Raw genomic sequence first — 11,401 nt, forward strand, 5'->3', positions numbered from 1 at the left:
GTCAGCGCTCCTTGATGGCGAAGCGGGCCGAGATGGCCCGGGCGATGATCGTGAACAGGAGCACGATGACCATCAGTGTCAGCGCCGCGCCCCAGGCGCGCTCCTGTGCCGCCGCGAACGGCTGCGTGGCGTTGCTGAAGATCTGGGCCGGCAACGCCGTGTTCTCGCCCTCGAACAGGTTGGGGTTCACGGTGTAGACGACGCCCGCCGTCACGATCAGCGGGGCGGTCTCACCCGCCGCCCGCGCGATCGCGAGCAGCGCACCGCTGGTGATGCCGGAGATGGCCGCCGGCAGGACGACCGTGACGGTGGTGCGCCACTGGCGGGCACCCAGCGCGAGGCTGCCGGCCCGCAGTTCGTCGGGCACGAGGCGGAGGATCTCCTCGGTGCTCCGGATGACCACCGGCAGCATCAGGCAGGCCAGCGCCAGGGCGGCGGCGAAACCGGTGCGCTCCTCGAACGTCAGCACCCAGGCCACGTAGATGAACAGGCCCATGACGATCGACGGGACGCCGGTCATGACGTCGGCCATGGTGCGGATGAACTTCGCCAACGGGCTGGTCTTGCCGTACTCGTTGAGGTAGATCGCACCCAGCACGCCGAGCGGGATCGCCAGCAGCGACGCCATGCCGGTGATGAGCAGCGTGCCGACGATCGCCGGCGCCATGCCGCCACCGGTGCGGCGCGGCGAGGCCGGGGTGTCGAGCGTGAGGAAGTCCCAGTCCAGGATTCCGGCGCCGGCCTTGACCACCTGGTAGGTCACCAGGGCCAGGGGGATGATCGCCAGTAGCACCGCGACGAGGATCAGGCCGGTCGCGATCCGGTCGGTCAGGCGGCGCCGCAGCGGCAGCGCCTTGCGGGACAGGTCCAGGGTCGTCACGACGAGGCTCCTCGCATCTTCAACTCGGCCCGGCGGACCACGAACCGCGCGATGTAGTTCACGAGGATCGTGATCGCGAACAGCACCACGCCGAGCCCGACGAGGGCCGAGGTGTGTACGCCGCTCGACTCACCCCACTGCCGGACGATGATCGACGGCATCGCCTCACCGGAGGCGTAGACGTTCGGGGTGATCTGGATCGCGGCGCCGATGACCAGTGCGATCGCGATCGTCTCGCCCATCGCCCGGCCGAGGCCGAGCATCCCCGCGCCGACCATGCCGCCGAAGCTGTGCGGGAAGACCGCGCCCTTGATCATTTCCCACCGGGTGGCGCCGAGCGCCAGCGCGGCCTGCTTGTCGAGCAGCGGAACGGTGCCGAACACCTCGCGCGTGATCGACGTGACGATCGGGATGATCATGATGGCGACGATGATGCCGGCGGTCATGTAGCTGTAGCCGTTGCTCACCGGGACGCCGAACAACCCGCCGAGCACCGGAATGCCGCCCAGCGAGTCGTGGAACCACTCGTAGACCGGCACCAGCTTCGGCGCCAGCACGATGATGCCCCACAGGCCGAACACCACCGAGGGCGTCGCGGCCAGCAGGTCCATGACGGTGACCACCACGATGCGCAGGCGGGGTGGGGCGAGTTCGGTGAGGAACAGCGCGATCCCGATGGAGACCGGCACCGCGATGACCAGCGCGATCACCGAGACGACCGCCGTGCCGTAGATCAGCGCGAGCGCGCCGAACCGGCCCTCGTTGGCCACCCACTCCTTGCTCGTGACGAAGCTCAGCCCCTCCTCACGGAAGGCCGGCCAGGCCTCCCGGGCGGTGCTGAGCAGGATCAGTGCCAGGATCGCGAGGACGAGCAGCCCCGCTCCGACGCACAGAGTCTTGAAGAAGCGGTCGGCCCGCGCCGCCCCGCCCCGGTAGTTGAACGCGGTCTTGTCGATGACCCGCGGCGGCCGTTGCCCCGTGCGTGGCCTGGTGCTGGTGTCGGTCAATGGATTGCTCCCGGTCCGGTGCGTCGGTGCGGGGCGGGATCACTGTCGATCCCGCCCCGCACCACTCGCGTGGGGTCAGCTGACCTTGTCGAGCTGGGCCAGCGCCTTGGTCTTCAGCGCGTCCGGAAGCGGCGCGAAGCCGACCTCCTCGGCCAGTTTCTGCCCGTCGCCGAGCAGGTACGTGACGAAGCCGATCACGGCCTCCTTCTTCTTCGCGTCGTCGTACTTGGTGCGCACGAGGAGGAAGGTCGGCGAGGTGATCGGGTAGGTGTCGGCACCGGCGGCGTTCAGCGGGTTGTAGGACAGGTCGTCCTTCACCTCGGCACCGGCGAGCGCGGCCTGGGCGCCCTTGACCGACGCCTCGACGAACTTGCCGTCCTTGTTCTTGATCGCCGCGAACTTGAGGCCGCTGGCCTTGGCGTCGCTGTAGTCGACGTAGCCGATGGCGCCGTCGCCGTTCTTGATCAGCGTCGCCACGCCGGTGTTCTTCTCGCCGCCCTGGGTGTCGGCCGGCCACTTCACCGTGTCACCGCTGGCCAGCGTCCAGACGCCCTTGGCCGCGGAGTCGAGGTACTTGGTGAAGTTGCTGGTCGTGCCCGAGCCGTCGGACCGGTGCACCACGGTGATGTTCTTGCCGGCCGGCAGCTTCGCGTCCGGGTTGTCGGCCTTGATCGCCGGGTCGTCCCAGGTCTTGATCGTCCGCTGGAAGATCTTGGCGAGCGTCTCCGCGCTCAGCTGGAGCTTGTCGACGCCGCTCAGGTTGTACGAGACGGTGATCGGGGCGGCCACCGTCGGCACGTAGAGGAACGAGCCGGCGGTCGGGCCGTCGGTGTCCTTGACGAGGCTGTCGGTGCCGGCGAAGTCGTTCAGGTTCGCCCCGAAGTCCTTCTTGCCGGTGCCCGAGCCGGTGCCGTTGTAGGTGATCGTCAGGTTCGGAGCCTCGTCCTTGAACGCTGTGATCACCTCCTGGTAGTACGCGGCCGGGAAGGTGGCCCCGGTGGCCTTCAGGGAACCGGAGAGGCTCGAGAACTCGCTCCCCTCGGTTCCGCCGGTGCCGGTGTCGTCGTCGCCGTCACCGCACGCGGCCAGAGCCAGCGCCGCGACCGCGATTCCGGCGAGAACGCGCCTACGAACTAGGGTGCCTTTCACCTCTGGGTGCCTCTCTGTTCAAACGTTGTCTGATCAGAGACGCTGACAGCGGCAGGTAGCCGCCAAACCCGTCGGACGTGAACGGAAAATGAACATGGCATCTCGGTGCACCGGTGGCCCCGTGTCCGGGTTACCGTGCTTTTTCACTCGAGGGGAGCTTTGGGATGCGCGCAACGTTCCGGGAACAGCTCGACACGCTTCGCGGCTCCCTCGTGGTGATGGGGTCCGATGTGACGTCCGCCATGCGCTGGGCCACCCGGAGCCTGCTCGAAGGCGAGCTGGAGCCCGCGTCCAGGTGCATTGAGACGGCCGCCGCCATCCGCGACCGGCGCGAGGAGATCGAGGAGGCGGTCGTCATGCTCCTCGTGCGGCAGCAGCCGGTGGCGTCCGATCTCCGCCTGGCCCTGGCGAGCATGCGGGTGGCCGGCGACTTCGAACGGATGGGCGCGCTCGCCGAACACGTCGCCAAGATCATGCTCCTGCGCCACCCGGTCACGGCGGTGCCGCCGGAGGTGGCCGAGGTGGCCCGCCAGATGGCCGCCATCGCTGAGCAGCTGGCCTGGAAGGTCACCGGCGTGCTGGAGACCGGCGACGCCGCGCTGGCCGCCCAGCTCGACACCGACGACGACGAGATGGACGAGCTGCACCGCCAGATGTTCGAGGTGCTGTTCGGCAACTGGCAGCACGACGTCAAGTCGGCGGTCGACGCGGCGCTGCTGGCCCGGTTCTACGAGCGGTACGCCGACCACGCGGTCAACGCCGCCCAGCAGGTCGTCTACCTGATCACCGGCGTCTCGCCGGCGAACCAGGACTAGGCACAGGTCGGGTTCTCGCGGGGCGGGCCCGACGGGCAGAGGTAGAGCTCGCCGCCGGCCACGTGCCAGGGCTCGCCGTCCTTGCGGAACCAGTCGTCCTGCGTCTTGATCATCGGGATCCGGATGCCGGTGACGCCGCTCGCCGTCGTGAGGTCGGCCGTCACCAGGGCCCGGGCCGCGGGGCAGTTCGCGCCGCTGCACTTCTCCGGGTTCTGCAGCACCGTGCCGGTCACCCGGTACGCGTGCACGCCGATCGCGTGGAGCAGCGCCGCGAACTCGGTGGGGTCCTTGATCTTCGGGTCGAGCAGCAGCGCCAGCGCGGCGTCGGGGTCCTGCCGCTGCCACGCGTCCAGGTACGCCGCGGCCACCCGCTCGGCGTCGGCGCGGTCGGCGTCGTCGTCGGGCAGCACCCGGAACAGCGCCCACAGGCCACCGCCACCGCAGAGGAGGACCCCCAGGAGCACCGAGGTGAGGAAGATCACCAGTGTCCGGCTGCGGGATCGACGGCCGGCTCGCGGTGGCGCGACGGTCACCAGGCCAGGCTAATCGCCGGAGCGGAACTACCGTGGTCGGAATGCGTGGAGCTTTTGTGGTGACCGGTGGGGGCCGCGGTATCGGGCGGGCGATCGTCGAGCGGCTGCTCGCCGACGGAGCCGCGGTGGTCGTCGTCGAACGGGACGCCGTCGACGGTCTGCCCGCACCCTGCGTCACCGGTGATGCCACCGACGAGGCCGTCTGCGAGCGCGCGGCCGAACTGGCCGCGAGCGCCGCGCCCCTGGCCGGGTGGGTGAACAACGCCGCCGTGTTCCGCGACGCGTCGGTGCACTCCGACCCGCCCGCCACGGTGCTCGACCTGATCACGGTGAACCTGAACCTCGCCCTGGTCGGCTCCACCGTGGCGGTGCGGCGGTTCCTCGCGGCGGGCACGCCGGGCGCCATCGTCAACGTGTCGTCGCACCAGGCGCAGCGCCCGGTGCCGGGCTGCCTGCCCTACGCCACGGCCAAGGCCGCGATCGAGGGCATGACCCGCGCGCTCGCCGTCGAGTACGGCCCGCACGGCATCCGGGTCAACGCGGTCGCGCCGGGCTCGGTGGAGACCGAGCGGTGGACGGAGTACCTCGACGGCCTGGCACCGGCCGACCGCGCCGCGGTCACCGACGAGATCGCCGCGCTGCAGCCGCTGGGCCGGGTGGCCCGCGCCGACGAGGTGGCCGCCGCGGTCGCCCTGCTCCTGTCGCCCGACGCGAGCTTCATCACCGGCACCGTCGTTCCGGTGGACGGCGGCCGGGCCGCCCGCGGCCGCGACCCCGAGCCGCCGCGGCAATAACGTCGGACCCCCGTGGTACGACAACAGGCATGGAGAGAGAAGGGCCGTTCTGGGACTTCGTCGCCGGCCGGGCCGAGCCACCGCCGGCGGCCCGCACGCTGGGCTGGAAACTGGAAGACGTCGATCCGTCCGCCGGCACCATCCGCATCGCCTTCGAGGCCCGGCCCGAGTTCCTCAACCCGATGGGCAACGTCCAGGGCGGGTTCCTGGCCGCGATGCTCGACGACACGCTCGGCCCGGCCCTGGTCGCCACGCTGGAGCCCGATCAGTTCGCGCCGACGATCGAGTTGAAGGTCAACTTCCTCCGGCCGGCGCGCACCGGCACGCTGGTCGGCACCGGGCGGGTCGTGCACCGCGGCGGCACGATCGCGTTCCTCGAGGGCGACCTGCGCGATGCCGAGGGCACGGTGGTCGCCACCGCAACCGCCACCGCGCGCATAGTCCGGGCGGGCTGATGGCACACGTCGACTTCACCGTCCTCGCCGCCGAGCGGCTGGTGCTGCGCCGGTTCAGGCCGGCCGACCTGCCCACGTTCGTCGCCTACCGCAGCGACCCCGAGGTGGCGCGGTACCAGAGCTGGTCGGCGCCGTTCCCGACGGAGGCGGCCGAGCGCATGCAGGTCGAGCTGGCCGCCACGCACCCCGACACGCCGGGCGAGTGGTTCCAGTTCGCGGTGGCGCTGCACGGGTCCGAGGAACTCATCGGCGACTGCGGCGCCCACGTCCTGGCCGACGATCCGCGCCAGGCCGAGATCGGGTTCACGTTCGCGCCGGCGTGCCAGGGTCGCGGCTACGCCACCGAGGCGGTGCGCCGCCTGCTCGACTACCTGTTCATCGAGCGCGGCAAGCACCGCGTCACGGCCGCCTGCGACGACCGCAACGTCCGGTCGGCGGCCCTGCTGCGGCGGGTCGGCATGCGCCGCGAGGGCCTCACGATCGAGAGCGTCTGGTCCAAGGGCGAGTGGACGAACGACGAGCTCTACGCGGTCCTCGAAAGGGAGTGGCCGGTCACTTGACCTTCAACAAGGGTGAGGCGCCAGCATCCGGTGTCGTGGAGAGCGAACTGCTGACGATCGGCGAGCTGGCCCGGGCCAGCGGGTTGAGCGCCAGCGCGCTGCGGTTCTACGACCGGTCCGGCGTGCTGCGCCCGGCGTACGTCGACCCCGACACCGGCTACCGCTGGTACCTGGCCGGTCAGGTACGCCCGGCCCGGGTCGTGGCGACGCTGCGCCGGGTCGCGATGCCCCTCGCCGAGATCGGCAGGGTGCTCAGCGGCCCGCCCGCGGAGGCGACGGCGCTCATCGACGGGCACCTGCGGCGGCTGGAGACCGGCCTGGCCGACGCGCAGCGCGAGCTCTCCCGCGTCCGCGTCCTGATCGACCCGAGGGAGAGCACCATGACCACCTGTACTGTCGCCGCGAACGACCTGGCCGGCGCCCTGCGCGCCGTCCGGTTCGCCACCGGAACCGACCCCGAACTGCCGATGCTCGCCGGCGTCCTGATCGAGCTGTCGCCGGCCGAGCGGCTGGTGCGGCTCGTCGCCACCGACCGCTACCGCCTCGCGGTGGCGGCGGCGCCCGCCGTGCGCGCGGCCGGCACCGCGGTCCGGGCCATCGCACCGCCATCACTGGTCGACGACGTGAGCGCGCTGCTCGGCACGGCCGAATCGGTCGAGGTGACCGTCGACGGCGACCGGGTGACGGTGCGGGCCGGCGAGCGGGAGGCCACCGCCACCGCCCTGCCGTACGACTTCCCCGACTACCGCCGGCTCCTGCCCGGCGCCGCCACCCGTACCGTGCCGGTCGACGCGTCGCTCCTGCGCGAGGCCCTGGCCGGAGCGGGTGCGGTCGCCGTGCTCTCCGTCGGTGCCGACGACAGCGTGGGCGTCGAGACCGGTGCGCCGGTGGCAGACGCCGCGCGCATCGGCGTCAACCCGCAGTTTCTCTCCCAGGCGCTCGCGGCGGCCGGCAGCCGCCGGATCACGCTCGAAATGCGCGCGCCGGCCGAGCCGCTCATCCTCCGCCCGACCGACGGCGCCGCCGACACCTACTCCCTGCTGATGCCGGTGCGCCTGGAGTAAGCCCTGGAGTAAGCCCGGCCCAAGCGGACCATATCGCTCAGGTCGGGCCGTCGCGGGTCGATCCACCACCGGGGATCTCCTCCGGAAGGGTGGTCGGTGAAGCTGACCGGGCGCGAGACGCAGGCCCAGACGAGAGCGTTGTGGCGCGACCCGCTACTGGTCGGCCTGCTGTGTTATGCCGTCCTCGCCAGCGTGTTCTTCCTGTCCGGTTACGGCAGCCTCGAGGCGCGCGTCACGGTCTTCTGGATCCTGCAGGTCCCGGTCGACATCGCGTTGGCGGTGTTCTCGTGGCGGGTCCGCTCGCTCCCGGGCATCACCCCGGCCGCCCGCCGGTTCTGGACCGTCCTGAGCCTCTCCGCCGCGGTCATCTCGGTCGGCGACACCACCCACACGCTGCAGATCTCCGGCGATCCGAAGGTGGCCGACATCGGCGGAGGCCCGGTGCAGGCGATCTGCTTCGTGCTGGCCATCATCGCGATCACCGGGGTCATGCTCACCTACGCGCCGGGCAACGGCCGGGGCCGGGAACGCCTGCGGTGGTGGCTCGACTCCGTGACGGTGCTCGTCGGCGGTGGCGCGCTGGCCTGGTGCCTGGCCTTCGCCAGCGCCGACTCGGCCGGCGACGACGGGGTGGCGGAGGTCCTGGCCGGTGCGGGCGTCGTCCTGGTGACGCTGTTCGCCGCGGTGCGGATGGTGCTCAGCCGGGCCGCGCCGCTCACCCAACTGGCCGCCGCGCCGATGCTCGCGTCGGTCTTCCTGCAGTGCCTCGCGGTGTTCATGATGCCGGTGGAGCCGCAGGGACCGGTCGGGCCAGCCACGTACCTGATCCGGGTGCTGCCCTCGATCATGGCGGTGGCCGGGCCGATCATCCAGCATCTGCAGGCCGAGCGCGATCCCGCCGTGTTCGCCCCACGGCCGTCACGGCCGTTCAGCGCGCTGCCGTACATCGCGATCACGGTGACGTCCGGTGCGCTGATCGCGACGCTGCCGCCCAGCTCCGGCCTGCGGGTGTGGGGGGTCGTGATCGGGACGATCGGCACGATCACGCTGGTCGTCGCGCGTCAGGTGCTCGCGTTGCGGGAACTGGCCGAGCACGAGAAGCGGCTCGTCGAGCAGGCGTCCCACGACGCGCTGACCCGGCTGCTGAACCGGGCCGGCCTCGCCGAGCGGGCGGCCGACCTGCTCGCCGGCGACCGCACCGACGAGATCGCCCTGCTCCTCATCGACCTCGACGACTTCAAGACGATCAACGACACGCTCGGCCACGGCGTCGGCGACCGGTTGCTGGTCACGGTCGCCGACCGGCTGCGGGCGACGGCCGACCCGCTCGACCTGGTGGCGCGGTTCGGCGGAGACGAGTTCGCGGTGCTCGTCCACGACCGGCACGACCTCGACGGGGCAGCCCACCGGATCCTCGACGCCGTGTGCACGCCGGTCACGGTCGGCGAGCAGACGCTGCTGGTGCGGGCCAGCATCGGCGCCGCGGACGCCGACCCCGGCGACGACCTCGACGCGCTGCTGCGGCGCGCGGACATCGCGCTGTACGAGGGCAAGGACCGCGGAAAGGGCACGGCCGTTCGGTACGCGCCGGAGATGCGCACCCGTCTGGTCGAGACGGCCGAGATGGGTGCCCGCCTGCGCGACGCGATCGACGCGGGCGAGCTGCGCCTGGTCTACCAGCCGATCGTGCGCATCGACGACGGCCGGATCGTGGGCGCCGAGGCGCTGGCGCGCTGGTACCTGCCGGACGGCACGATGGTGTCGCCGGGCGAGTTCATCCCGGTCGCCGAGCGCACCGGGCTGGTCGTCCCGTTGGGCCGGTGGGTGCTGCGGGAGGCCTGCCGCGAGGCGGCCGGCTGGGTGCGGGCGCACGGATCCGGCGCGCCGGAGACGATCAACGTGAACGTCGCCGGCCGGCAGTTGCAGGAACCCGGCTTCGTCGACGAGGTGGCCGACGCCCTGGCCACGACGGGCCTGCCGGCGGGCCGACTCACCCTGGAGATCACCGAGACGGCCGCGCTGGAGGGCCCGCACGTGATGCGCACGCTGCACGAGCTGCGCGAGCTCGGCGTGCGGCTGGCCCTGGACGACTTCGGCACCGCCGCGTCGTCGCTCGGCCTGTTGCTGACCTGCCCGGTGACGTCGCTGAAGCTGGACCGCTCGTTCGTCGAGGGGATCACGACGGTGACCCGCCAGGCGGCCGTGGCCACCGCGGTGGTGCAGATCGCGCAGGCGCTCGACCTGGACGTGGTCGCCGAGGGGGTGGAGACGCCCGAGCAGGCGCAGCTGCTGCGCGGGCTCGGCTACCGGCGCGCGCAGGGTTTCCTGTACCACCGGCCCCAGCCGCCCGAGCAGTTGGCGGCGGTGTTCCGCAGTGTCACTCCGTCACTTCCCGCAGGGTCCCTGTCCTGACGTCGTAGACGAAGCCCCGCACGGAGTCCTTCCGCGGGATGAACGGGTCGGCCTTGATGCGGCGGATCGACTGCTTCACGTCGTCGTCGAGATCGGAAAATGCCTCGGCTGCCCACGCGGGCTTCAGGCCGGTTTCGGCCTGGATGTCGTTCTTGAACCCGTCGTCGGTGAACGTGAGCATGCCGCAGTCGGTGTGGTGGATGAGGATGATCTCCTCGGTGGCGAGCAGGCGCTGGCTGATCGCCAGGCTGCGCAACTGGTCGGCGGTGATCACGCCGCCGGCGTTGCGGATGACGTGCGCGTCGCCCTCCCCCAGGCCGAGCAGCCCGTACGGGTTGAGGCGCGCGTCCATGCAGGCGACCACGGCGACCTTGCGCGCGGGCGGCAGCGGCAGGTCGCCCTTGGCGAAGGCGGCGGCGTAGTTTCGGGCGTTGGCCAGCAGCTCGTCGGTGACGGTCATGCCTCAAAACCTATTGAGTTACTAGGTTTTGTCAACTCTGTCTTGGCGCCGGTAGCCGCGGCGGTTGGTTCGACGAGATCCAGCTGGCCAGCGCCGGCCGGTCGATCACCGTGATGCCGCACCGCACGGCGAGGTCGACCGCGTGCCCCGTGAGCCGGCCGGTGGTGACGAGCATGGTGACCTCGGCGTGGTGGATCGTCCACGCGGTGCCGTTGAGCCGCTGCACGTGCGGGCTGCCCACGCTGCCGCTGTAGCGCTTGCACTGCACCACGACCCGGCGCCCGTCGGGCGCGGCCGCCGTGATGTCGGCGCCGAGGTCGGCGGCCTGCCCGGTGACCTGCACCGAGCGGAACCCGGTGCGCCGCATGAGCCCGGCGACGTACTGCTCGAACTCGGGCCCGGTCATCGCGTCGATGCCGTTGCCCAGCCGGCGCCCGCGGCGCCGCGCCTTGCGCATCCGGTGGACCAGGTACCAGACCCCGCCCGCCACCGCGGCGACCGCCACCGCGCCGAGGCCGACCTGCCACGGGTGGCGACGCGTGTAGCGGTACGCCTCGAACAGCCCGTACCCGACGCCACCGGCAAGCACCAACCACACCAGCGGATGGACCTTCTTGCGCAGAAAACGCCGGATCCGCCGGGCCCGCACCCGCCGTTGCCGCTGTGCTTGCGCCGTACGCGCCACCTGTGCCGCTCCTTCACCAACCGGTCTGGATCTAGAACGGAGGGTATCGAAGGACTACGACACTTTTGATCCCGAGTAGGTGCCACCTCCCGCGGTGACACCTACTCGACAGCGGTGCCCGTTACGACCGTTGCTCGCGCAGGCGCAGCTCCGCCTGCGCCTGCTCCGGGGTGCCGGTGGGCAGTTCGTCGAACTCCGCGACCTGCCGCACCTCGACCACCGCCTCCATGTCGGTACCCTGCACCGCCAGCTCGACCGGGCACCGCTTCGCCCACTCGATGGCCTCTTCCTTCGAGCTGACCTGGAGGATGTAGAACCCGGCCACCAGCTCCTTCGCCTCGGCGAACGGCCCGTCGACCACGCTCTTGCGCCCGTTGGCGTACACCACCCGCGATCCCTGCGAGCTGTCGAACAGCCCCTCGGCCGCCAACAGCACGCCCGCCTTCGTCAGATCCTCCTGGTACTTGAGCATCCCCTCGATCAACTCGGTCGGCGGCAGCGGCCCGGCAACCGCGTCGGCGGCGACCCCTTCGGTGGCGTCGACCTGCGGGTCACCCTTGAGCAGCAGCATGAAGCGCATCGTCGGT

General features: G+C 71.3%; 13 protein-coding genes. 6 read left to right on the plus strand and 7 right to left on the minus strand.

Annotation, left to right across the window (positions count from 1 at the left end; all coding sequences use genetic code 11):
- Position 1: 1 nt before the first annotated feature.
- The 3 genes from pstA to pstS all read right to left on the minus strand — a co-directional run bounded on the left by pstA (position 2) and on the right by pstS (position 3,036).
- A complete protein-coding gene (pstA, locus tag Vau01_RS01280; RefSeq protein ID WP_203986064.1) occupies positions 2 to 880 on the minus strand; it encodes a phosphate ABC transporter permease PstA in 879 nt (292 codons plus the stop codon).
- Positions 877 to 1,887, minus strand: coding sequence for a phosphate ABC transporter permease subunit PstC (gene pstC / locus Vau01_RS01285; protein WP_239151205.1), 1,011 nt, complete (start codon positions 1,885 to 1,887; stop codon positions 877 to 879). Before pstC ends, pstA begins: the two co-directional genes overlap by 4 nt.
- Before the next feature lie 75 nt (positions 1,888 to 1,962).
- Positions 1,963 to 3,036 carry a phosphate ABC transporter substrate-binding protein PstS gene (gene pstS, locus Vau01_RS01290; RefSeq protein WP_203986065.1) on the minus strand — a complete coding sequence of 358 codons (1,074 nt, stop codon included), beginning with the start codon at positions 3,034 to 3,036 and terminating at the stop codon, positions 1,963 to 1,965.
- A 164-nt stretch (positions 3,037 to 3,200) separates the two neighbouring features.
- Here pstS and phoU point away from each other — a divergent pair, with 164 nt between their 5' ends.
- Positions 3,201 to 3,851 (plus strand): phosphate signaling complex protein PhoU, encoded by a 651-nt coding sequence (gene phoU / locus Vau01_RS01295; protein WP_203986066.1) that lies wholly within the window; start codon positions 3,201 to 3,203, stop codon positions 3,849 to 3,851.
- On the opposite strand, the gene Vau01_RS01300 is transcribed toward phoU, so the two are convergent.
- On the minus strand, positions 3,848 to 4,384 hold the full coding sequence (locus tag Vau01_RS01300; protein WP_203986068.1) for a hypothetical protein: 537 nt from the start codon (positions 4,382 to 4,384) through the stop codon (positions 3,848 to 3,850). The genes phoU and Vau01_RS01300 overlap by 4 nt on opposite strands.
- 41 nt (positions 4,385 to 4,425) lie before the next feature.
- On the opposite strand from Vau01_RS01300, the gene Vau01_RS01305 reads away from it, so the two are divergent.
- From Vau01_RS01305 to Vau01_RS01325, 5 genes are all read left to right on the plus strand, one after another.
- Positions 4,426 to 5,178 (plus strand): SDR family NAD(P)-dependent oxidoreductase, encoded by a 753-nt coding sequence (locus Vau01_RS01305; protein WP_203986070.1) that lies wholly within the window; start codon positions 4,426 to 4,428, stop codon positions 5,176 to 5,178.
- A gap of 29 nt (positions 5,179 to 5,207) precedes the next feature.
- The gene (locus tag Vau01_RS01310) at positions 5,208 to 5,633 is read left to right on the plus strand and encodes a PaaI family thioesterase (RefSeq protein ID WP_203986073.1); all 426 of its coding nucleotides are present in this window, start codon (positions 5,208 to 5,210) and stop codon (positions 5,631 to 5,633) included.
- Positions 5,633 to 6,193, plus strand: a complete 561-nt coding sequence (locus Vau01_RS01315) for a GNAT family N-acetyltransferase (RefSeq protein WP_203986076.1) — start codon at positions 5,633 to 5,635, stop codon at positions 6,191 to 6,193. The genes Vau01_RS01310 and Vau01_RS01315 overlap by 1 nt, the downstream gene beginning before the upstream one ends.
- Positions 6,194 to 6,228: 35 nt before the next feature.
- Positions 6,229 to 7,257, plus strand: a complete 1,029-nt coding sequence (locus Vau01_RS01320; protein WP_373320145.1) for a DNA polymerase III subunit beta family protein — start codon at positions 6,229 to 6,231, stop codon at positions 7,255 to 7,257.
- 96 nt (positions 7,258 to 7,353) lie between these two features.
- Positions 7,354 to 9,669 (plus strand): putative bifunctional diguanylate cyclase/phosphodiesterase, encoded by a 2,316-nt coding sequence (locus tag Vau01_RS01325; RefSeq protein ID WP_203986079.1) that lies wholly within the window; start codon positions 7,354 to 7,356, stop codon positions 9,667 to 9,669.
- Here Vau01_RS01325 and Vau01_RS01330 read toward each other — a convergent pair.
- The 3 genes from Vau01_RS01330 to Vau01_RS01340 all read right to left on the minus strand — a co-directional run bounded on the left by Vau01_RS01330 (position 9,635) and on the right by Vau01_RS01340 (position 11,385).
- Entirely contained in the window at positions 9,635 to 10,129 is a 495-nt protein-coding gene (locus tag Vau01_RS01330; RefSeq protein ID WP_203986082.1) for a beta-class carbonic anhydrase, read from the minus strand. The genes Vau01_RS01325 and Vau01_RS01330 overlap by 35 nt on opposite strands.
- Positions 10,130 to 10,160: 31 nt before the next feature.
- Complete coding sequence (locus tag Vau01_RS01335; protein ID WP_203986084.1) at positions 10,161 to 10,814, minus strand: restriction endonuclease; 654 nt, start codon at positions 10,812 to 10,814, stop codon at positions 10,161 to 10,163.
- Positions 10,815 to 10,935: 121 nt separating this feature from the next.
- Positions 10,936 to 11,385, minus strand: a complete 450-nt coding sequence (locus Vau01_RS01340) for a YciI family protein (RefSeq protein WP_239151206.1) — start codon at positions 11,383 to 11,385, stop codon at positions 10,936 to 10,938.
- Between the last annotated feature and the right edge of the window lie 16 nt (positions 11,386 to 11,401).

Source organism: Virgisporangium aurantiacum (genome assembly GCF_016863635.1).
Lineage (GTDB): Bacteria > Actinomycetota > Actinomycetes > Mycobacteriales > Micromonosporaceae > Virgisporangium > Virgisporangium aurantiacum.